At 64.5% G+C, this 21,769-nt stretch carries 14 protein-coding genes; 12 read left to right on the top strand and 2 right to left on the bottom strand.

Translation table 11 applies throughout. From position 1 onward, the window contains the following. Window positions 1–11: 11 nt before the first annotated feature. From nhaA to GNK13_RS21065, 8 genes are all read left to right on the top strand, one after another. Window positions 12–1,418, top strand: a complete 1,407-nt coding sequence (gene nhaA / locus GNK13_RS21100) for a Na+/H+ antiporter NhaA (RefSeq protein ID WP_164104613.1) — start codon at window positions 12–14, stop codon at window positions 1,416–1,418. Between the two features lie 1,938 nt (window positions 1,419–3,356). Further along, window positions 3,357–4,211 carry a phosphoadenylyl-sulfate reductase gene (locus GNK13_RS21095; protein ID WP_164104612.1) on the top strand — a complete coding sequence of 285 codons (855 nt, stop codon included), beginning with the start codon at window positions 3,357–3,359 and terminating at the stop codon, window positions 4,209–4,211. Between the two features lie 45 nt (window positions 4,212–4,256). Further along, window positions 4,257–4,688 (top strand): RrF2 family transcriptional regulator, encoded by a 432-nt coding sequence (locus GNK13_RS21090; protein WP_164104611.1) that lies wholly within the window; start codon window positions 4,257–4,259, stop codon window positions 4,686–4,688. Window positions 4,689–4,701: 13 nt separating this feature from the next. Further along, on the top strand, window positions 4,702–5,670 hold the full coding sequence (locus tag GNK13_RS21085) for a 2-hydroxyacid dehydrogenase (RefSeq protein WP_164104610.1): 969 nt from the start codon (window positions 4,702–4,704) through the stop codon (window positions 5,668–5,670). 206 nt (window positions 5,671–5,876) lie between these two features. Beyond that, window positions 5,877–6,359, top strand: coding sequence for a hypothetical protein (locus GNK13_RS21080; protein WP_164104609.1), 483 nt, complete (start codon window positions 5,877–5,879; stop codon window positions 6,357–6,359). A 215-nt stretch (window positions 6,360–6,574) separates the two neighbouring features. Further along, window positions 6,575–7,033, top strand: a complete 459-nt coding sequence (gene ndk / locus GNK13_RS21075; protein WP_164104608.1) for a nucleoside-diphosphate kinase — start codon at window positions 6,575–6,577, stop codon at window positions 7,031–7,033. A 200-nt stretch (window positions 7,034–7,233) separates the two neighbouring features. Further along, window positions 7,234–9,930 (top strand): PSD1 and planctomycete cytochrome C domain-containing protein, encoded by a 2,697-nt coding sequence (locus GNK13_RS21070; RefSeq protein ID WP_235935387.1) that lies wholly within the window; start codon window positions 7,234–7,236, stop codon window positions 9,928–9,930. Window positions 9,931–9,958: 28 nt separating this feature from the next. Beyond that, window positions 9,959–11,446 carry a DUF1501 domain-containing protein gene (locus tag GNK13_RS21065; RefSeq protein ID WP_164104607.1) on the top strand — a complete coding sequence of 496 codons (1,488 nt, stop codon included), beginning with the start codon at window positions 9,959–9,961 and terminating at the stop codon, window positions 11,444–11,446. Between the two features lie 96 nt (window positions 11,447–11,542). On the opposite strand, the gene GNK13_RS21060 is transcribed toward GNK13_RS21065, so the two are convergent. Then, window positions 11,543–12,373 (bottom strand): hypothetical protein, encoded by an 831-nt coding sequence (locus GNK13_RS21060; protein ID WP_164104646.1) that lies wholly within the window; start codon window positions 12,371–12,373, stop codon window positions 11,543–11,545. A 567-nt stretch (window positions 12,374–12,940) separates the two neighbouring features. Between GNK13_RS21060 and GNK13_RS22020 the strand changes: the two genes are divergently transcribed. Continuing rightward, complete coding sequence (locus GNK13_RS22020) at window positions 12,941–13,342, top strand: carbon storage regulator (protein WP_164104606.1); 402 nt, start codon at window positions 12,941–12,943, stop codon at window positions 13,340–13,342. Between the two features lie 220 nt (window positions 13,343–13,562). Here the strand turns inward: GNK13_RS22020 and GNK13_RS21050 are convergent, their stop codons facing one another. Further along, window positions 13,563–15,764, bottom strand: a complete 2,202-nt coding sequence (locus tag GNK13_RS21050; protein WP_235935386.1) for an esterase/lipase family protein — start codon at window positions 15,762–15,764, stop codon at window positions 13,563–13,565. A gap of 579 nt (window positions 15,765–16,343) precedes the next feature. On the opposite strand from GNK13_RS21050, the gene GNK13_RS21045 reads away from it, so the two are divergent. The 3 genes from GNK13_RS21045 to polX all read left to right on the top strand — a co-directional run bounded on the left by GNK13_RS21045 (window position 16,344) and on the right by polX (window position 21,681). Continuing rightward, complete coding sequence (locus tag GNK13_RS21045; protein WP_164104605.1) at window positions 16,344–17,993, top strand: S41 family peptidase; 1,650 nt, start codon at window positions 16,344–16,346, stop codon at window positions 17,991–17,993. 210 nt (window positions 17,994–18,203) lie between these two features. Beyond that, complete coding sequence (locus GNK13_RS21040; RefSeq protein ID WP_164104604.1) at window positions 18,204–19,940, top strand: hypothetical protein; 1,737 nt, start codon at window positions 18,204–18,206, stop codon at window positions 19,938–19,940. Window position 19,941: 1 nt separating this feature from the next. Beyond that, window positions 19,942–21,681, top strand: coding sequence for a DNA polymerase/3'-5' exonuclease PolX (gene polX / locus GNK13_RS21035; protein ID WP_164104644.1), 1,740 nt, complete (start codon window positions 19,942–19,944; stop codon window positions 21,679–21,681). The last annotated feature ends 88 nt before the right edge of the window (window positions 21,682–21,769 follow it).

Genomic DNA, 21,769 nt, shown 5'->3' with positions numbered 1-21,769 from the left:
CCTTCGAGACCATGGCCGAACATCACGACTCCGACGAACCCTCTTTGCTGCCCAACGAACGGATCCACGTCTGGATCAAACCGCTCGCCCGCTTCATGCACATCGAAGCGTCGAGCGGTTTTGTGCTCCTGGCCACTTCGGTCGCCGCGCTCCTCTTAGCCAACTCTCCCTGGGCGGAAAGCTTTCTGGGGTTTTGGAAGCTCCCGATCGGGATCTCCTTGGGCGAATTCGAACTGAACCATTCGCTCAAGCACTGGATCAACGATGGGCTGATGGTAATTTTCTTCTTCGTGATTGGGCTGGAGGTGAAGCGGGAACTGGTGCTCGGGGAACTGCGAGAGATTCGCCGCGCCACGTTACCCGTTGCCGCTGCGCTCGGCGGGATGCTGGTTCCGGCGGGCCTCTACCTGGCCCTGCAGGCTGGCCAGGAAGGGCAGGATGGCTGGGGCATTCCGATGGCCACCGACATTGCCTTTGTCGTCGGCTGCATGGCGTTGCTCGGTCGGCGGATTCCGGCCAACCTCCGCGTGATGCTGCTCTCGCTGGCGATCGTCGACGACATCGGCGCGATTCTGGTGATCGCTGTCGGCTACACCTCGGGGATCGAGTTCAACTGGTTGCTCTTCGGAGGTGTCGGAATCGCGGTCGTGTGGCTGATGCAGCGGGTAGGCGTCCGCAGCATGGGGATTTATGTCTTTATGGGAACGTGGATCTGGCTAGGGTTCCACGAATCGGGAGTGCATGCCACGATCGCCGGCGTGATTCTGGGGCTGATGACGCCGGCCCACGCCTACCTCAATCGCGGTTTGATCGCCGATGTTCTGAGCCGAGCGCGGCATGGGCTGCAGGGCGAGCGTTGGGAATCGGAGTCGCGACTGGCCGAACGAGTGGTGCGGTTTCGCCGGGTAACGCGGGAAGTCGTTTCGCCGCTGGAGTACTTGATCCGTCTGCTCCACCCGTGGGTGGCCTTTTTGATCATGCCCCTGTTCGCGCTGGCAAACGCGGGGGTGGCCTTTGAGTTGGCTGACATCGTCTCGCCCGTGGCGCTCGCGGTGATCGTCGGTTTGGCGGTTGGCAAACCGCTCGGGATCGTGCTCATCTGCTGGTTGGCGATCAAGCTGCGGATTGCTCCGCATCCGGCCGGAGTCCGTTGGCGGCACATCATCGGCGGCGGATTTTTGGCAGGGATCGGGTTCACGATGGCATTGTTCATCACGGAGTTGGCGCTGGAGGAAAGCCTCCTCCGCTCGGCCAAGGTGGGCGTGCTGTTCGGATCGCTAGCAAGTGCCATTGTGGGGATGGCGATCCTCGCCGGATCGGGCACCGTTGCCGAAGAGCAAAGGACGGACGAGGGTAGCAGCGAAAGCGGAGGGCCGGACGAAATCGTCGAGCGGCTGCACATCGACCTCGCCACCTGAACCCCCACACCGATCCGACGCCCACACCCCATCAGGAGCACACCAACCCGCCGAATCGCGCCCCACCCTCAAGAGGGGAAACAGAAAGAGGTCAGCTCCCTCTCTCACAAAGGGGTCAGTCCCAAAGGGGTCAGAGCCCTGACGAGACTTTGGCCACCCGAAGAAACCAACCTCCCCCATCCTCGCCAGCCCATCCAGTCTACCGAGAGGCCCTGCAAGCGGTTAGGGCCCTGCCCAGAAGGGGTCACAGCCCTAACCCAGAAGGGGTCACAGCCCTAACCCAGAAGGGGTCACAGCTCTAATGAGACTCCCCTTCGGCCACCCGCAGACCCCAAGACACCTATCCTCGCCAGACCCTCCAGTCTACCGAGTGCCCGGATGGGGTCACTAGTTCGGAAGGGGTCACAGCCCCAACGCTAGCAGTTCGGATCGCTTGACATGAAGGGGTCACAGCTCTTGCCCAGAAGGGGTCACCGTTCGGAAGGGGTCACAGCCTAAACCCCCACAAGGGGGCACAGCCCTAAGGAGACGCCCCCCAGCATAAAGGGGTCAGAGCCCTGACGGTCCTCCGGCCACCCAGGAACCCCAAGCTCACCACCCTCGCCAGCCCCCCCGTCCATCAAGCGGCCCTGCACACCACAGAAGGGGTCACAGCCCTGACGTACAACTACCTAACGGAGCCTCGACCGCCACGAGCTAAGCTGCCCCCGCAATCCCACCCTCCCAAGCTCGCCCGCCCAGAAGGGGTCACCGCCCAGAAGGGGTCACAGCCCTCGCCCAGAAGGGGTCATAGCCCTAACGAGACTCCCCCTATCAGGGCTGCGGCGGCGAGGACCTGAACTTCCCCAGCAACGCGACCCTCTCAAGCCCTCCAATTTAGCAGCAAGCGCCCGCAAGGGGTCATAGCCGTAACGAGCAAAGGGGTCACTGCCTTAACGAGCAACTTCCTAACGGAGCCTCGGTCGCGACGACCCAAGTCGCCCCCGCAACCCCGTCCTCCCAAGCTCACCAACCTAGTAGCGCAAAGGGGTCACTAGCACAAGGGGGTCAGAGCCCCCGAGGAGAATCCTCCAGAGGCGCCAAAGGGTCAGAGACTCGGAAGGGGGCAGAGCTCTTCCGCCAGAGCTGTGGTGGATTTCGATTACACCCACCCAACCATCCCCAACGCCCCGCTTTCGCTCTCCCCCCCAGTCTTTCGAATTGGGGTCAGGGCCCACGGAGGACAGGGGGTCAGTGGTGGGAAAGGGGGTCAGGGAGGAAAGGGGCCGGAGCACAACGGGAGAGCCGAGTTCGGAAGGGGGGCACTGCCCTGACGAGCAACTTCCTAACGGAGCCTCGGTCGCGACGACCTAAGCTGCCCCCACAACCCCGTCCTCCCAAGCTCGCCAACCTAGTAGCGCAAAGGGGTTACTAGCACAGAGGGGTCAGAGCCCCGAGGAGAATCATCTAGAGGCGCCAAAGGGTCAGAGACTCGGAAGGGGGCGAGAGCTCTTCCTCCAGAGCTGTGGTGGATCTCGATTACGCCCACCCAACCATCCCCAACGCCCCGCTTCCGCTCTCCCCCCCAGTCTTTCGAAATAGGTGCAGAGCCCAGGGAGGACAGGTGGTCAGTGGTGGGAAAGGGGGTCAGGGAGGAAAGGGGCCGGAGCACAACGGGGGAGCCGAGTTCTGCGGGAGGGCCTTGATTGGCGCGGAGACTCGCGGGCGGCCGGCTCCTGAGGTTAGCGAGAGTTGGGGCGGGGTGGGGGGAGATTTTGGGCGGCGGGCGGCTGGCACTGGCTGCACAGAGCGAGGCTACGGATTGTGCAAATCCGCTGAAAAAGGGGCCAAGTGGCGGCGGATCAGCGGCCGATGATACGCATACTTGACCTTTTGGATCATCATTGTAGTATTGCTGTTCTTCCGCAATCATTGCCGTCGATCGAAACGGGTTCCACCATGGCCGCGCCGCTTCCAGCCCGCACGTCCTCATCTCTGCCAGTAGCCTCGTCGGGCGCATCCTCTCCTCCCAAGCTCCGCGTCCTCAATGATGTCCCCGGGGATGCTTCGGATCAGCTGGAATTGCGGGGGGCCTTGGCCGCTGATCCGCCGCTGGAGCCGACCGAGACGTTTTTGGCCGAGTTAGCCGAGGAAAGCCAGCGGCTCGAGTCGGCTTCGCCTGAAGAGATCTTGCGGTGGGCGGCCGAGCGGTTTGCTCCCCGATTCACGATGGCGACTGCATTCGGCCCCGAGGGGATGTGCTTGATCCACATGCTGGCCGAGGTGGCACCGAAGACACCGATCTTCAATTTGGAGACGGGCTACCAGTTCAAAGAGACGCTCGAGCTTCGCGAGACGGTCCGCCGTCGCTATGGGATCGAAGTCGAGTACAAGTATCCCGAGCTGACGGTCGAGCAGTACGAAGCGGCCAACGGCGGTCCGGTTTACAAAACCGACCCCAACCGCTGCTGCGGTGAACGCAAGCTTGAAGTGCTGCACCGCGCCGCTCGCGGCCAGTACGCCTGGGCAAGTGCGATCCGTCGCGACCAGAGCCCAGACCGGGCCAAGGCCCCGATTGTAGGTTGGGACAAAAAATTCCAGTTGGTCAAAGTTAGCCCCTTGGCGAACTGGACCAAACAGCAGGTCTGGGGCCTCATCACCTCCCAAAACATTCCCTACAACCCGCTACACGACCGCGGTTACCCCAGCGTCGGCTGCTGGCCCTGCACCCGGAGCGTGATGGACGGAGAGGACGAGCGGGCGGGTCGCTGGAGTGGGTTCGAGAAAACCGAATGCGGGCTGCATAGCAGTTGAGCTCGGTTCCGCTTTCCTCTCCCCAAGTTTTCGAGGGTGATTGCTTTGCAGGTTTCCGCGAGGGTGCATTACGGCTGTCTAGCGATGCTGGAGTTGGCCGTCCGCCACGATCAGGAGCGGCCGGTCACGCTTCGCGAGATCGTCTCCCAACACCAGATTCCGCAGCCGTTCCTGGTGCAGATCCTCCAGACGCTGAAGGCCGCGGGGTTCGTCACCAGCACGCGCGGGAGCCAAGGCGGGTATCGCTTGGCGGTCGAACCGGAGCGGGTCACGCTGATGGACATCGCCGAGGCAATCGGCTGCGGCGAGTCAGCTTCCCCGGCCGCCGATGCGAATGACCAATCCAGCGAGCTCGCGGCCCTCCGCGGCGTCTGGTCCAAAGCTGACGAAGCCGCCCGCGAGATCCTCGCCCAGACGCGGCTGATCGATCTCGTGCGGCAGTGCACCGAGAGCCCCGAAACGATGTTCTACATCTAAGAAAGAAAGTGGTATGGCTGCACCGCGTGTGTTTGTGACCCGGCAGATTCCTTGCATCGGCCTGGAGCGGCTGTCGGAACACTGCGACGTGGAAGTCTGGCCCGGCGAATTGCCCCCGGACCGCAATACATTGCTGGCGAAGGTGCCCGGTGCGGCAGGGCTGCTGACGTTGCTCAGCGACCGGATCGACGCCGAGGTATTTGCCGCGGCCGGACCGCAGCTGAAAGTCGTCAGCAATTACGCCGTCGGCTACAACAACATCGACACCGTCGAAGCGCAAAAGCGTGGGGTCCGAGTCGGCAACACGCCCGACGTCCTTACCGCAGCGACCGCCGACATGGCCGTTGCCCTGCTGCTGGCCGCCGCCCGCCATCTCCGCGAAGGCGTCGACGATGTTCGCGAGGGCCGCTGGCAAACCTGGAAGCCGCTCGGCTATCTGGGGGTCGAATTGAGTGACCGCACGATCGGGATTGTCGGCGGCGGGCGGATTGGTGCGGCAGTCGCCCAGCGGCTACATGGCGGTTGGAAGATGCGCGTGCTGTACACGGCCCGGAGCGACAAGCGAGACCTCGAGCAAGCCACCGGAGCCCGTCGCGTCTCGTTCGAAGAGCTCTTGGAGGAGAGCGATTTCGTCTCCATCCACTGCGACCTCAATCCGGAAACCGCGGGCATGTTTGACGCCGCAGCCTTGCAGCGGATGAAGCCAGGCTCGGTGCTGGTCAACACGGCACGCGGGGGAGTGGTGGATCAGGATGCGCTGCTCGAGGCTCTCCGCAACGGGCCGCTGCTCGGAGCCGGATTGGACGTCACCGATCCCGAGCCGCTTTCGCCGGAACATCCGCTGGCCCAGGCCGCCAACTGTGTGATCGCTCCGCACATCGGCAGCGCCACGCGTGAGGCCCGGGAAGCGATGGCACGCATCGCCGCCGACAACCTGCTGGCCGGTCTGTTCGACCAGCCATTGCCAGCGGCGGTGGTCTGAGCCGGGCCCCTACTGAGCCGGGTTTTAGCTGAACGCGGTGCGACTGCGACAAGCGTCACAGGGCCGATTGCCGCGCCAGGCCCTCTCGACCGACGAACTGCCTTAACCCGACAACCGCTGGTGCCCGGCCGGGCAGACGGTCGAAAGTCCTGCCAGCGGCGCTCGCTCGCGCCGACACCTCCCGCCCCCCTTTGCCGGTAGCTGCTATGCGCACCTCCCTCCACTCCACCCTGCGGTCGCTCACTCTGCCGTTGACGTTGGCCTGCTGCAGCGGCACGGTCCTTTCGACCGCAGCGGTCCCCGCGGCCGGTGCTGACTTTGGATTCAGCGGCCACGCCCGCGGGCAGGAAAACCGCGCGACGCCAGCCGGCAACCAACTCGGCCGCTGGTTGGGCATCGGCTGGGGCGATGGCTACCATGCCTGCCAGCCGCGCCGGGCGGGGCATCTCGCCGACGCTCCGCCGGCCACCTATTACGACTCGCCTGCGCACCACGGCCCTGTGCACCACGGCCCTGTGCACCACGGTCCTGCGCAAGACGGTCCCCGGTTCATTGATCCCGAATACGTTCGCCTCCCCTGGCTGGCTGCCGCCAAGGGGCTGCCGGTCCCGCCGGCAGCGCCTCCCGCTTCGCCGAGCGTTGCCGGCCAGCCGGCGTCGAGTCCCTTCTGGGGGCCGCTCCAGCGTTAGACTCGGTCAGAAACCCTGCGCCGACAACGCTAGCCGCGGGTTCTGCAGCGGAACCTCCGGGGACCGCGAGGCCCGAGGCTAGCGCCTACGGCTCAGCAAGGTTGAGGCGTTAGCCCCAATCGGGAGCGGGCTGACCACCCTTCACGCTAGTTCGCCGTTGGGGCACAATTGCGGCCTTCGCAATTCCGTGCTCAACCGATCGAACCAACACTCCCATGCAACAGACACTCGTCCTGCTCAAACCCGACTGTGTAGAGCGCCGATTGATCGGCGAAATCACCGCTCGCTTCGAAGCCAAGGGGCTGCAGATCGTGGCGATGAAAATGCTCCGCGTGACGCCCGAACTTTCTCGGCAACACTACGCCGAACACGTGGAAAAGCCGTTCTACCCGGGACTCGAGGCCTTCATCACCTCGGCACCGATCGTCGCGATGGTCCTCGAAGGGCTCGAAGCGATCTCGGTCGTTCGCGAGATGCTCGGCGCGACCAACGGGCTCAAAGCGGCTCCGGGAACGATCCGCGGCGACTTCAGCAGCAGCCGACAGATGAACCTCGTCCATGCCTCCGACGGTCCCGAAGCGGCCGAGCGGGAGCGGCAGCTGTACTTCCGCGACTCGGAAATCTGTTCCTCCAGCCCGCTGTTGACTCCGGTCATGCGGGCCTCGGACGAGTAAAGCGGGTGGGGGCGCGGATTTGCTCCCCCGACCACCGCACAGCTATACTTTATCGGTAGCTAGGACGGGCGAGCGGGTTTCGTTCGCCTGTCGCTTCGCGCCGTTCCTGTCGCTGCGATGGGAGCGGTCCCGCCTGCGAAGCGTCCTTTCCCGTGCCACTCCCCTCGCACAGGCCACCGATGCCCACTCACAGGCCAGCGATGACTCTTCGCATGTTCCTGATCCTAGCGACGCTGCTCGGCGCCGCTCGATTGGAGCCGCTGGCGGGGAGGGCCGGTGCCGCCGAGGCGATCGCTGCGGACCGCCAAGAGGAGGCCTTCTTCGAGTCGCGAGTGCGTCCGCTGCTGGTCGAACACTGCTACGACTGCCACTCGCTCGAGTTGGGAGATTCCTCCGGCGACTTGAGGCTCGACGACGCCGCAGCCACCCGCCGCGGCGGCTCGCGTGGTCCGGCCGTCGTCCCTGGCGATGAGCAACAGAGTTTGCTGCTGACTGCCGTGAAGTACGACTCGCCCGATCTTCAAATGCCCCCGGAAGGGAAGCTCGCGGACGAGGAGATCGAAGTCCTGCGGCAGTGGATCGCCAGCGGTGCGTACGACCCTCGCGAGCCGCTCGAGCACGAACCGGAAGATGCGGAGCCGGCGGCCGATCCGCGAGAGCACTGGGCGTTTCAGCTTCCCGAGCGGACTCCGCCGCCGCAGGTAGTGGCCGACTCCGCCCGCGACGTGCTCGATGCAGTCGTCGCCGAACGGTTGACCGAACACCAACTCGCTCCGGCCGAGCCGGCCGATCGACGGACCCTCGTTCGCCGGCTGACCTACGATCTGACCGGGCTGCCGCCGAGCGAAGCTGCCGTCGAGCGTTTTGTCGCCAGCGAGCGGCCCGACGCCTATGCCCGGCTGGTCGATTCGCTGCTGGCGTCGCCCGAATTCGGCGAGCGATGGGCGCGGCACTGGATGGACGTGGCGCGGTACGCCGACACGATCGGGTACACGCTCGCCGGCCGCGAGCGTCGGTTGCGTGGCAGCGAGCGGTACCGGGATTGGCTGATCCGCCACTACAACGGCGACCTGCCCTACGACGAGATGATTCGTTACCAGTTGGCTGCCGATCGGCTCGATCCCGAAGGCGAACAGGGGCATCTCGACGCCATGGGATTCCTGACGATCGGCCGGCGTTTCCTCTCCAAACACGATACGATCGACGATCGGATCGACGTCGTGACGCGTGGACTGCTCGGACTGACCGTCGCCTGTGCCCGCTGTCACGACCACAAGTTCGATCCGGTGCCGACGACCGACTACTACGCGTTGTACGGCGTCTTCAACAGCAGCCAGACCGAGGAAGGGGACGACAGTCCGTGGCCGCTGCGGATGACCGACATCGAGAAGCCGCAAGACGTTCGCGTGTTCGTGCGCGGCCAAGCCGGCAACCGCGGCCCGGTCGCACCACGGCAGTTCGTCTCGATTCTTGAAGACGCCACCCCGGAACCGTTCACCACCGGCAGCGGCCGTTTCGATCTCGCGATGCGGATCGCCGACCCGGCAAACCCGCTGACGGCTCGCGTCTACGTCAACCGCGTCTGGGGACATTTGCTGGGGCGTCCCCTGGTCGACACGCCGAGCGACTTTGGCGTTCGCACCGAGCGACCAGCCCACCCCGAGTTGCTCGATGACTTGGCCGCGGAGTTCGTCGCCCAAGGGTACAGCACGAAGTGGCTCGTCCGCCGCATCGTGCTGACGCACCTGTACCAGCAGCGATCCCGTGCCAGCGAGCGGCAGATGCAAGCCGACCCCGAGAACCGGCTGCTGGCCCGCGGCAATCGTCGGCGGCTCGGCTTCGAAGCGCTGCGGGACTCGACGCTGGTGGTCTCGGGCCATCTCCAGCGAACGCTCGGGGGTGAGCCGGTGAAGATCACCGAGGCCTCCACACCGCCGCGGCGAACCGTCTACGCCTTCATCGACCGCCAGCAACTGCCGGGCGTATTTCGCGTCTTTGATCTGGCCAGCCCCGACGCCCACACGCCCGAACGCCACGCGACGACCGTCCCGCAGCAAGCCCTGTACTTGATGAACAGCCCGTTTGCACTGCAAGCGGCGCGGGACTCCGCCGCGGCCGTCGAGCGCGAACTCGCAGCCTCCGCGACTGACAACTCGCCGCCGAGCGGATCAGCGGACGACGCCGAACGATTCGTCGAAGCGCTCTACCGACGCGTGCTGCGGCGATCCCCGAGCGATCGGGAACGCAGTTTGGCCGAAGCTTTTGTGCGCGAACCGGCCGACGATTTCGAGCCCGTCGACTACCAATCGGCTTGGCAGTACGGAATCGCGACGCTCGACGAGCAAGGGACGGTCAGCGAGTTTCAGCCCTTTCCCCACTTCAGCGAAAACCGGTATGCGGGAGGCGAGAAGTTCCCGCATCCCGAGTGGGGCTATGCTTCGCTCACCAGCCGCGGCGGACATCCAGGCGGCGGTCGAAAGCGAGCAGTCGTCCGCCGCTGGATCGCCCCTCGCGGCGGCCGCGTGGAGGTCTCCGCGAGCGTCAACCATCCCAACCCCAAAGGGGACGGAGTCCGCGCGACATTGGTCCTCGGCGAAGCGGTTCTCTGGAGCGGTGTGGCGCACGAGAACCGCCAGAGCTCTGGCTCGCTGCAGGTCGACGTCGCCGCGGGGCAGCCGCTCGATCTCGTGGTCGACGACAACGGCACGACCAGCTTCGACGGTTTTTCCAGCGAGCTCGCAATACGCCTCGATGTCGAGCAAACCAGCTACGCCTTTCATTCCCAAGACGACTTTCGTGGTCCCGGTGATCGCCGCGGCCCGAAGCCCGGCCTCAATCGCCGCGAGCAACTGGCGCAGGCACTGTTGATGAGCAACGAGTTCGCCTTCGTCGACTGATCTCCTCAATCGACCGTGGATGCATCGCATGAATCACGACTCTTCGAGCGACGGCCACCACTCGGGCTGCGGCGGATACACGCGGCGGCAAATGCTGCGGGCCTGCGGCATGGGAATCGGCGGCCTCGCGCTGCACGAATTGCTCGCCGATGGCCAGAGCGTCGCGGCGGCGGTGGCTGAGAATGGGCTGACACGGAACAGCCTGGATCAGAACGGGCCGCTCGCCCCCCGCGAACCCCACTTCCCGGCCCGCGCCAAGCACGTCATCCATCTGTTCATGAACGGCGGGCCCAGCCAAGTCGACACGTTCGATCCCAAGCCCGCACTGGAAAAATTCGCGGGTAAAACAGCACCTGGCGGAAATCTCAAAACCGAGCGGCCCACCGGCGCGGTGATGCCGTCGCCGTTCAAGTTCCGCCCCTACGGCGAAAGCGGCATCGAAGTCAGCGAGCTGTTCGCAAAAACCGCCGAGTCGATCGACGAGATCGCCGTGATCCGCTCGATGCGGGCCGACGTGCCAAACCACGAGCCGTCGCTGATGCTGATGAACACCGGCGAGTCGCGGCTGGTGCGCCCCAGCATGGGCTCATGGTTGACCTATGGCCTGGGGACCGAGAACCAAAACCTCCCCGCCTTCATCGCGATGTGTCCCGGCGGCTATCCGATCAAGGAGACGCAGAACTGGCAAGCCGGCTTTCTGCCAGGCGTCTACCAAGGGACGTACGTCGACAGCAGTCAAACGCGAATCGATCGGCTGATCGAACACGTCACCAACGACGGGCTATCGCGGTCCGATCAGCGTGAGCAGCTCGACCTGCTCGCTGCCCTCAACCGCGTGCATCAGGAACCTCGAGAACACGATCCGCGACTGGAGAGCCGGATCCAATCGTTCGAGCTCGCCTACCGGATGCAGTCCGAAGCGGCCGAAGCGTTCGACGTCTCTCGCGAGCCCCAGCACATTCTCGACCTGTACGGACCGGGAACCCAAGCCCGGCAGATTCTGATCGCCCGGCGGCTGGTCGAGCGGGGCGTGCGGTACGTGCAGGTTTGGCACGGCGCGGGGCAGCCTTGGGATAACCACGATGATCTCGAAGCCCGTCACCGCGCCTTGGCGGGCGAGTGCGATCAGGCGATCGGGGCGCTGCTCAAAGACCTCAAGCAGCGGGGCTTACTCAAAGACACGCTGGTCATCTGGGGCGGGGAGTTCGGTCGCACGCCGGTGGTCGAGATGCCCAAGGAGGGAAGCAATCAAGGCAAGATGAACGGCCGCGACCACAACCACCACGGCTTCTCGATGTGGATGGCGGGCGGCGGAGTCCGGGGTGGCTATGTGCACGGAGCCACCGACGAGCTCGGCTTCCGCGCGGAGGAAAACCGCGTCCACGTCCACGACCTGCACGCTACGATCCTCAAGCTGATGGGCTTCGACCACAAACGGCTGACGTTCCCCTACGCCGGTCGCGATTTCCGCCTGACCGACGTCCACGGAAACGTCATCGAGGAGCTGATCGCCTAGCGGAGCGATAGTCGCCTTTCGCTCCGCGAAAGTAGCGCACTGAACACAACTTTCGCGGAGCGAAAGGCGACTATGAGCGGAGCGAAAGGCGACTTTCTAGGGACTCGGGGGGCGGTCGCCGTAGAATTTGGTGATGTCGATCCCTTGCCGATTCTCCTCTTCCATCAGCTTCATCCGCGTCTCGAGCCGCTCCATCCGTCGCATCAGCTGTGGCAGCAGCTCCTTGCTGGGGTCCGGCGGTTCGGGCCGCGGTACCTGAGGGTAGCCGAGGTGGCGCTGCATTGCGGAGAAGAGGTAGAGCGGATCTTTGTGGCGATTGGCAAACGCAATCCGGCCTTCCTTTTCACCGAACAGCGGCGGTGGGAGCTTCGAATTGTCGGCCCCGGCGGCGGTCCGGCGGCGGTGGTAGTCCTCCGACCGCATGAAGATCAAGTCGGCCAGATCGATCAGCCCCACCTGGTTGCGGACTTCGAGAATAAAGTGCGTCCAGGGCTCATCGTACGCCGGGTCCTGGCTGATCGCCTTCAGCCCCGGGCTGTACCGCAGCCGATTGCGAGAGATCGACTCGAACTGGAAGAAGAAAATCCCCTGCGGGCTGGCTCCTTCGCTTCGGTACTCCGCTTCGGCTTGCAGGATGCGGACCGCAATCCGCATATCGAACTGCCCCCGCTCGGCCTCCGCTTCGCTGATCAAGTAGGCCTGGTAGGGCGTGAAGTAGTGGCCGAGCCGGAGCATCGCTGGCGACATCATCCCACTGTGCTTGAGCTCAGTCAGCAGGAAGTCGACCGCCATCGGCAGTTTGGTGCTGGCCAGCAACTCGTGGCGGAGGACCCCGAGCAGGTCTTGAAGCGGGATCTGCTCGCTGAGCCGGGCGACGAGAATTTTGAAGAGGTGTGCCTGTTCGACGTATTCGGCACGGTCGAGCATCGGCACGCGGTTCACTCCTCGGGCGGGGGACGATCGGCACCACGTCGTCACGCGGTCCTGCCGCCCATCATCCCCTAGCACCCTAAGCCGAGTCCAGAGGTCCGCCAGTCGGACGCGTACTCGTCCTCGTACTCGAAATCGTACTCGTAGTCAGCGCAGCGGTACTCGTACTCGTACTCGAATCCGGTTGAGAGCCGGTGCCGATCCCGATAAGCAGATGGAGCTCCTGCGCCGTTGTCCTCGGACCTCGATTACGAGTACTGCTTCGCTGAGTACGAGTACCGCTTCGCTGAGTACGAGTACCGCTGCGCTGAGTACGAGGACGGGCGGGCGGATTACAAGCGGTTGTAAAAGATTCCGCGGGAGCCGCCCCGCGAGCCCAAACCCGGACTCGCTGGATTTACCTTAACTGATTGCGAGACAATTGGTTGCGACACAAGGCGACGGTCGGGACCGAACTTTTGGCACGGCTCGTGCTCTTAAGAGTCACCGCACTGCGAGCGACGCGGTGCTGACCAAAAAGGAAGCTACCACCGAACCTCTTCGGAACGGCAGAAGGAGATTGCCATGCTCGTCTTGACCCGCAAAGTCAACCAACAAATCCGTTTGGGCGAAGAGATCACCATCACCGTGCTCCGCGTCCAGGGCAACTCGATTCGCCTCGGCGTCGAAGCCCCCCGCGATGTCCGCGTGCTCCGCGGTGAACTCGAGCCCCATCAGGCAGCGGCGCCCCGTCAGGCCCCGGCCACCGAGAAATTGGAATTCGACCTCGAATTCGACGGCTCGGAGCTCGCGTCCGTCCTGGCCGCCACCGAGTCCGCCCCGGCTAACGCCGCCGCCCAGCCCGCCACTGAGAAGCCCGCGGAAAAGTCTGCGGCGAGCGAGCCGCAGGTCTATCAGATGCGAACCGTTGCACCGCTGTCGCGGTTCGTCCGCACCGCGGCGCTCAGCACGATGGCGGTACGGTGAACTGGTTCGGCCTCACGGAACGCTGTCAGAGAACCCTCAGCCGACGGCGCTAGCCGCGGGTTCTGCAGCGGAGATGCCGAGCTGGCGAAAGCCCGAGGCTAGCGCCTTCGGCTCAAGGGAAAGAAGGCCCGAGGCTAGCGCCTTCGGCTCAAAGGAAAGAAGACCCGAGGCTAGCGCCTTCGGCTCAGAAGAAAGGAGGCCCGAGGCTAGCGCCTTCGGCTCACTGGGCGGGCTCGAGCCCGAAGCGGTAGCGGGGCGGCTTCGCAGTTGCCTCTTCGCGACGGATCGCTGCGGCGGGTTGCACGGCTTGCGAGCGAACTCCTTCGCGGGCGACGCGGTCCTGGGCGTCGATCTCGGCGATGTGCTCGAGCAAGATCCGCCGGACTTCGAGGATCGACTCGGGCTCGGTATGAATCGTGGTGTGGTCGGCGTTGACGATCAACTCGCTCTCCACGTCATCCATGTGCGCGCTTGGGTATGCTACCACTCCGTCGGAGGCAGGGGCCACGCTGCCGAGCCAACTCTCGCTGTCGACGACTCCCACAATGTTGTGGTAGACGACGCGCGGCGACCGTTTGGCGCGGAGCATCACTGGGAAGATCGGTGAGTCGGGAGCGAGCGAGTCGATGGCCGTGTTCATCGTCAGCAGTTCGCTGTCCTTGAAGAAGTCGGGGTTCTCCTTCGCCAACCGGTTGCCAGTGCTGACCGCAAAGTTCGGCAATTTGATCAGCCGCCGCCCCAGCCACCGCGTGTACTCGTTGGCGAAATCGCTGCCGCGATGCGGCGTCGCGATGGTGATCACGCGAGCGACAGAATTGTTGGGGCGGAATTTGAGCGTGCTGACGAGCTTCTGCACATCCTCGGGCTCTCCGCGAAGCTGGTCGATTGGTTGATCGCTGACGATTCGCCAGAATTCATCGCCGCTGTCGATCGACTGCATCCGGCTGACCAGCCCTCCCATGCTGTGCCCGACCAGTACCATTTGATCGACCGTCGCATGTTCGGCTCGAGGATCAAATACCTGCCGAGCCTTGACCAGATCGGCCCGCATCTGTGTTGCGCTAATCCAGAAGGGTTGACCGGTAGGGTAGAGGTAAAACCAAAACTGATAACGCTCGCGAATCTCCGGGAAGCTCCGCAAGTCGTTGAACATATCCATCCAGGTCAGCGGGCTCGACCACAACCCATGCACCATGACGACCGGAATCCGCTCCGGGTCATAGGGTTCTAGCATGAATAGACCCTTTGTCTCCTGCTGCTGATTGGGATCGAGCAGGCCGGCGGTGGGCGTATTCCGTTTGCGAAACTGTGGTGTGTCGAGAAAGTATGCGAGCGGGGTCGTCAGATCGGTTTGCAATGGAACCCACTGGTTCGCCAGATAGATTTGGTTCTGACGTAGCGGGTCGAAGAACTCCAACACGCACCGCGGGGTGTGCTCGCGACCCTCTTCCACAGCCTGCAGCTCGCCGGCACCACCGCGGAAGGCTCCATAACCAGCGTCGGAATCATCATGGGCCGAAGCGATCGCGGCCTGGGGCTGACGGGAGCGTCGATCGCGAACACCGCGAATCATCGCGGTCACCGCAAAGCTCACTCCCTCGGGATAGTAGGCCTCGACGCCGCTCGAATCGACCGGTGGCTTGCGAACCGCGATCAGCGGCACGCCGAGTCCGTAGGTCTTATGGCGATTGTTGAGAGTTTGAATCTGATAATCGCTGACGAATTCAAAATGATCAAAATCTTCGGCCGACCAACTACCGCGCATTTTGGTTTCGATCGTGAATTCACGCTTCCCGGTCTGGATGGTGTAGTTCTGGCCGGGCCGCAACTGGTGTTCGGCGCAGAGCAACCGCAAGGTATCTTCGAGCGCTTCGTTATAAAGGTCGCAGGCACCGCGGAACTGCGGATCATAAGGATTGCGAGTTGCGCTATAATCCTCTGAAAACAGATAGTCGTAACTGCTGATCAGCGTTACGGCGTAGTGATCGAGCGCCTGGCCGATCTGGCGTTCGCGTTCAGCTCGCTTGCCCTCGATATACGCCAGTTCCGCGACGGCGAACTTCCGCTCATCGGCATCCGCGGCGTCGGTTCGCGTCCGCAGCGCTTCAATCGTGCCGACGGGATCTTTTGCATACTGATCCGACAGCCCATAGCGGCGTAGCAAATGGGCCGTCCGGTCGCGGATCTGGGGACCTTGCCGGGAGACCAGCTTAAGTGTCCCGGCGAGTGCATTCTCCCGCGTCGAACGCAGTGTGAGATACTGGGTCGAAGCGCATCCGCTGATTGCAAGGACCAGCGTGAGGCTGCAGGCGGCCAAGAGCCCGCGGCGAACCTCCGCTGGTCGATCCGCGATCGCGCAATCACATCGCCGGTCGCCCGGCGACACGCGGTGTTTCGTCGGCATCCGTGCCGGGATCTTCATCCGTGAAAACTCGGTGTCGTGACAAAGCGACTGCGGAGTCCTGCGGCCAGGGCAGAGCGGCGAAAGGGGGCGTCCGGCGGGAAGGTTAGAAGCAGCCGCCGCGCAGTGTCAACATCGACCGCATGGCTTCAAGAAACCGCCCGGGGCTCGGCCGGCTTGAGTGGCGAGTGCGGGCGGCCGGGGCGATCGTTGACCGGGGCTACAGCGCCGCATACCGTTGCTGCGACGCCCACCGACGAATCGCTGGACGAAGGAAGTGAAGCGGCGATCGTCGACCTCGCGCCGGGAAGCGCTCCAAACAGTCACGGCAACTGGGCCCGCCCCCCGGGCGGCCTCGTGCAAAAAATTCCCTGATCTTTTTTGGCACGAGTCGTGCGGAACAGACCGCACATCCGGATCGATCTGTCGCTGGCTCTGCGGAGCACGCAGGTCGTGCGGAATCCGAGCCCAGAAGCCCGCAACGGATTTTTGACCGGGCATGAACTGTGAGCTAGATTCCCGTGGCCGCCGCTTTTGTCGGGGCCACTCCGGCTTTCCTCCCGAGCCGGATCTCCCGCCCGCGTCAGACGGACAACGCGCATGACTGCTACTTTCCGCACCTTGGTCTTTTGGTTTGCTGCAGCCTGGGTTGCGGCCGGTTTCGGACCCCGCCTCACGGCTGCCGAGGAGTTTCAGCCGGGTGCGGCTGCCGGCTCCACCGCCTCCACGGCTTTGGCCGAGGGTCTGGAGCTCGAGAGTGAGCAGCTCTGGGGGGACGCGATCCGCCACTACGAGTCGGCCCTCCGCACCTGGGAGGAAGACGCGCAGCTTCGTCAGCGGCTGCTGATCAGCCGACTGCACTACGACGTCCGCCGCCGCTACGACGATAGCTCCTTCGTCGACGCCGCACGACGTCTGCCAACCCAGCAGGCGCTCGACCTGTACGCGGAAGTGCTCGCGAACATCGAGACGCACTATGTGGAAGAGCCCGATTGGGCGAAGCTGCTCCTGCATGGCACCGCCTCGCTCGAGGTGGCGCTCTCCGAGAAAGCTTTCCGCCAGCAGCAATTGGCCGATGTCCCGGCAGAGCGAATCGAGGCCTTCCGCCAAACGGTTCACCGCTACGTGATCTCGCGGCCATCGGAAACGCGGTTCGACCTGCGAGCCAACGCTGCCTATGTCGCCGGGCTAGCTCGCCAGGAATTGGGACTGAGCGGGACGGCGACCGTGATGGAATACGTGTGCGGGGCGATTCTGACGCTCGACCCCTACTCGCGGTTTCTGACCGGCGCCCAGCTCGACGAGACGTTCTCCAACATCGAGGGTAACTTCGTGGGACTCGGCGTTGAGCTCAAAGCCGACACCGACCGGCTGGCGATCGTCAACGTGATACCTGAAGGACCGGCCGACGTGGCGGGGATCGTCCCCGGCGATTCGATCATCGAAGTCGATGGGACGCGGACCGATTCGGCCGATCCCGATCATGTGGCCGATCTGCTGCGAGGTCCGGAGAACAGCTACGTTCGCGTTGGGATCCTCGGAGCCGATGGCCAGCGTCGCGATCTGCAAGTGCAGCGTCGTCGCGTGGAAGTTCCCTGCGTGGAAAACGTACACCTGGCCGACCCGGATCGCGGCGTGGGTTACTTCCGCCTGACGAACTTCCAAAAGACGACGACCCGCGACGTCGAGCGTGCACTCTGGAACTTGCATCGCCAGGGGATGCAACAGTTGATCATCGACGTGCGAGGAAACCCCGGCGGGCTCCTTTCCGCCGCCGTGGAGGTTGCGGACCACTTCGTCACTCGCGGCCGAATCGTGACCACGCGTGGCCGCAACGCCCGAGAAAACTTCGACTACGTCGCCCACGACACCAACACCTGGGACGTTCCGCTGATCGTGTTGATCGACGGCGACAGCGCCAGTGCCAGCGAGATCTTTGCCGGAGCGATTCGCGACCAGAACCGCGGGACGCTGATCGGCACGCGGACCTACGGCAAAGGGAGCGTGCAAGGCATCTTCCGCATGCAGTCGGCCCACGCGGGGCTCTGCCTGACGACCGCCAAGTTTTACTCGCCCAACAACGTCGCGATCAGCGAGCGCGGCGTCGCCCCGCACGTGACCGTCCAGCCGACCTACATCGCCGCTCGGCCCACCGAGGATGGACGCTTGGCGACGGTCGAGGACGATGCCATTCTCAAAGCCGCACTGGGACATGCCCGCGATTCCGCTCGCCTCAGCCGATTGCCGTAGCCCCCGCTGCGGTGACGGCTCAGGCGGCTCAGGCAGCGACCGGAACGCCGTGGCGGCGCAACATCCTGCCGGACCAGCGCATCCCCACCCGCGGCACCGCTCAACCGCCTGATTTATTGGAAAATTGCAGTGAAAGACTTGTGGCCTTCTCAGCATTTAAGTCCAACACTTGAGCGGACCTTTCATTCGAACGCACCTCCTTGGTGACGCATGTCTCAACTGAAGTTTGCAAAACACAAAACCGCAGCCACGTTGTTGGCTGTCGCCGGCCTGGCCCTCCCCGAACAATCCGCTCATGGGGGCCCGCTGTGCGACTGGCTGTTCGGCAAACACCACACCGCCGCCTACGTGCCGGTGGCGCCCGCTCCGACGTACGCAGCCGGTTACGCCGCGGCCTACCCGGCCGCAACCACCGCCCCCTACGCGGCAGCCTATCCGTACGCCGCGGCCTACCCGTACGCAGCCGCTTACGCTCCCGCGGTAGCGCCTGTGACTTACGCGGCGGCCTATCCTCCGGCGGCGGCTCCGGTCGCAGCTGCTCCGGTCGCAGCGGCCCCCGCGGTGGTCGCGCCAAGTAGCGCAACCGGCGCCTCCGCACTCCAGATGCCGAGCTATTCGGCGGCGTACCCCGCGGCGATCCCCGCTCAAGGGGCGAACGACCGGGGGTATGGGATGTTTTCGCCCCCGGCGGGGACGACTTTCCCGGTCGCTCCGACGCCGCAGACTTCGTTCTACGGCACGGGGAACGTCTACCCGCAGGCCGCTGCTCCCGCGGCAGTGGCTCCCGTGACGGCGTATCAAGTGCCCGTCAACACGGTCCCGTCGACCATTCAGACCTACCCGGGCATCCCCGCATCGCGTCCGGGACTGCTGGGCGGGCTGTCGAAGTTTTTCGGCACGAGCTACTCCTCGTCCTACTACTCGGCGCCGGTGACGTACTACCGGCCGGTGACGACCACCGATCCGAACACCGGAGCCGCGGTCGTCGTTCAGCAGCCATGCACTTCCTACCAGCAGCAGCTCCAGCGGTCGCCGGTCACCTCGTTCGCTCCGGCGGCTCAAGCGCCGGTCGCGGTCGCTCCGGCTCCGGGATATTGCCCACCGGCGGCCACCGCCCCAGCCTACAATCCCTACGGCGGCACGGCTCCGGCAAGCGGGACCCTGGGTCACGGCACCCTCGGTAACGGCACGGTTGCGCCGGCCACTGGGTACTCCGGAGGCACCAACGCGCCGGCCGGTTACTACGCTCCACCGCTCCCAGCCAGCGGGACCGTTCCGGCCAACGGGACCGTTCCGGCCAACGGGACTGTTCCGGGGACTTCGGCGCCGAATCCGTATGGCCCGAGCATCGACCAATCGACGGTTCCCCAGCCGCAACTGGATCCCAGCGGACGCCCCTTGTCGTCCGCCACGTCGAACTCGCCCTCGACGTCGCTGACTGAGCCCGCGCCGACCTGGTGGCCCCGCTCGGTCGATCGGGCCGCTTCGGTCGATCGGGCCGCTTCGGTCGATCGGGCCGCTTCGGTTGATTCGGGACGCACGACGCAGGCTCGCCCTTCCCAGCCGCTCGCCGCACCGCAGCTGCAGCCTCCGACGGCCGCTCCGCGAACTGATATCCGGCCGCTGCCGGCGCCGGAGTATCCGTATCCGCGGAGCAACGACGCGCAGGGACACCGTCCGGCCCGCGACTCCCAGCCGCGTTTGGTCGCACCGAGCGAGGCCGAGGGCCGGGTCGCTCAGGCTCAGCACTGGGGCTACAAGCCGATTCACTGGCAGAGCGATGCGAGCCGCGGCGAGGCGAATTCCCGCACGATCAGCGAGCCGCAGCCGGTCGACTCCCGCGGGGACGTCCGCCCCGTGGCGAACTTCGTGGACCACGGGCAACCGCCGCAGCGGCCGAAGCGGGTCTATGACAACTCCGGCTGGTCGTCGTCGCCCGGTCGCTGAGATGGACAACAGCAAGATCGCGGACTGCTTTGAAGAACTCGCCGAGCTGCTTGAGTTTAAAGGCGAGAACCCGTTCCGCGTGCGGGCCTACCGCAATGGTGCCCGGGCGATCCGCGACTTGGACGAACCGGTCCGCGACATACTCGCCGATCCCGAACGCGATTTGGCTGCAGTTCCCGGGATTGGCAAGACACTGGTCGAGAAATCGCAGGTCCTGCTCAAAACCGGCTCGCTTCCGCAGCTCGAGGCCCTTCGCAAGGAGGTTCCCAGCTCGGTGCTCGCAATGGTCCGAATCCCCGGCGTGGGTGCCAAGAAAGCGGCTCAGCTCCATCGCGAACTCGGCATCGATAGCCTCGAAGCGCTTCGCAAAGCGTGTGAAGCGGGCGAAGTCCACAAGCTGAAAGGCTTTGGAGCCAAAACCGAGCAAGCCATCCTCGAAGGCTTGGAGATCGCCGAAGCGGCGGACCGGCGGATGCGATGGGCTGACGCCGACGTCGTGGTCGGGCAGCTCCGCGAGTACATGCGTCAGTGCGCGGCGGTCGAGCAACTGGAGTTTGCCGGAAGCTACCGCCGCGGCCGCGAGACGGTCGGCGACCTCGACATGCTCTGCGTGGCCAGCGACCGCGACGCGGTGATGGACCATCTGCAGGCGTTCCCGGAACGGACCGAGACGATTCTGCGGGGAGACGAGAAGAAAACGAAGATGTCGATCCGCGTCGGCGGTTCGCTGCAAGTCGACTTGCGGATGGTGGAAGCCGAGGAGTTTGGCGCGGCGCTGCAGTACTTCACCGGCTCGCAGGCTCACAACATTCACCTCCGCTCAATCGCCCGCCGCCGCGGTTTGAAGATCAACGAATACGGCGTGTTCGGCGAGGACGGTAACAAGCGACTCGCCGGCCGCAGCGAGGAAGAGGTCTACGCGACGCTCGGGCTTCCCCTGTTCCCTCCCGAGATCCGCGAGGACCGCTACGAGTTTGAGTGGGCCGACCAGAACGACAAACTTCCGCTGCTGCTCACGCTCGATGCAATTCGCGGCGATCTGCACATGCACACGTCGGCGAGCGACGGTACGGCGACGATCCGAGAGATGGCCGATGCGGCGCTCGAGCGGGGCCTGGAATACATTGCGATCACCGACCACAGCCGCCGAGTCTCGATGGCCAATGGGCTGACACCCGCGCGGTTGCTGGCCCAGTGGGAAGAGCTCGAGGAGATTCGCAAGGAGTACAGGAATCGGCTGACGATCCTCAAAGGGATCGAGTGCGACATCCTCGAGGCGGGCGGGATGGATCTGCCCGACGAGGTGTTGGCCGAAGCCGACTGGGTTCTGGCGAGCGTGCACTACGGTCAAAAGCAGTCGCGGGAACAAATTACCGAGCGGATTTTGGGAGCGATTCACAACCCCCATGTCACCTGCATCGCCCATCCCACCGGCCGCTTGATCAATCGCCGCCCGGCCTATGAAGTCGAAATGGAGAAAGTGTTCGCCGCTGCAGCGGAAACCGGCACCCTGTTGGAACTGAACGCCCATCCGGCGCGACTCGATCTGCACGACATCCACTGTGCCGCGGCTCGCCGGCATGGGATTCCGATCGTCATCAACACCGATGCCCACTCGCCCGAGGGCCTCGACGTGATGCGATACGGCGTCCTGCAAGCCCGCCGCGGCGGGTTGACCGCAGCCGACGTGGCCAACACCCGGCCCTGGAAAAAGCTGCAAGCCCTGATCGGCCAGCGCTGACGCCCGGTCCGTCCGGCTTTCCAGCCTGACTTTCCAGAGCCTGACACCGCGCGAATCTAAGCTCTCTCAGAAAACCGGTAGCGATACC

The sequence above is a fragment of the Candidatus Laterigemmans baculatus genome (assembly GCF_010367455.1).
In the GTDB taxonomy this organism is placed as follows: domain Bacteria; phylum Planctomycetota; class Planctomycetia; order Pirellulales; family Pirellulaceae; genus Laterigemmans; species Laterigemmans baculatus.
Note: the sequence above shows the minus strand (reverse complement) of the source record. Positions and strands in the feature narration are given on the sequence as shown.

Coding starts and splice junctions, on each gene's coding strand:
- GNK13_RS21085 (WP_164104610.1), top strand. CDS start 4,702: ATGGCTGCACCGCGTGTGTTTGTGACCCGGCAGATTCCTTGCATCGGC.
- GNK13_RS22020 (WP_164104606.1), top strand. CDS start 12,941: ATGCTCGTCTTGACCCGCAAAGTCAACCAACAAATCCGTTTGGGCGAA.
- GNK13_RS21095 (WP_164104612.1), top strand. CDS start 3,357: ATGGCCGCGCCGCTTCCAGCCCGCACGTCCTCATCTCTGCCAGTAGCC.
- GNK13_RS21040 (WP_164104604.1), top strand. CDS start 18,204: ATGTCTCAACTGAAGTTTGCAAAACACAAAACCGCAGCCACGTTGTTG.
- GNK13_RS21065 (WP_164104607.1), top strand. CDS start 9,959: ATGAATCACGACTCTTCGAGCGACGGCCACCACTCGGGCTGCGGCGGA.
- GNK13_RS21060 (WP_164104646.1), bottom strand. CDS start 12,373: ATGCTCGACCGTGCCGAATACGTCGAACAGGCACACCTCTTCAAAATT.
- GNK13_RS21050 (WP_235935386.1), bottom strand. CDS start 15,764: ATGAAGATCCCGGCACGGATGCCGACGAAACACCGCGTGTCGCCGGGC.
- polX (WP_164104644.1), top strand. CDS start 19,942: ATGGACAACAGCAAGATCGCGGACTGCTTTGAAGAACTCGCCGAGCTG.
- ndk (WP_164104608.1), top strand. CDS start 6,575: ATGCAACAGACACTCGTCCTGCTCAAACCCGACTGTGTAGAGCGCCGA.
- GNK13_RS21070 (WP_235935387.1), top strand. CDS start 7,234: ATGACTCTTCGCATGTTCCTGATCCTAGCGACGCTGCTCGGCGCCGCT.
- GNK13_RS21080 (WP_164104609.1), top strand. CDS start 5,877: ATGCGCACCTCCCTCCACTCCACCCTGCGGTCGCTCACTCTGCCGTTG.
- GNK13_RS21045 (WP_164104605.1), top strand. CDS start 16,344: ATGACTGCTACTTTCCGCACCTTGGTCTTTTGGTTTGCTGCAGCCTGG.
- nhaA (WP_164104613.1), top strand. CDS start 12: ATGGCCGAACATCACGACTCCGACGAACCCTCTTTGCTGCCCAACGAA.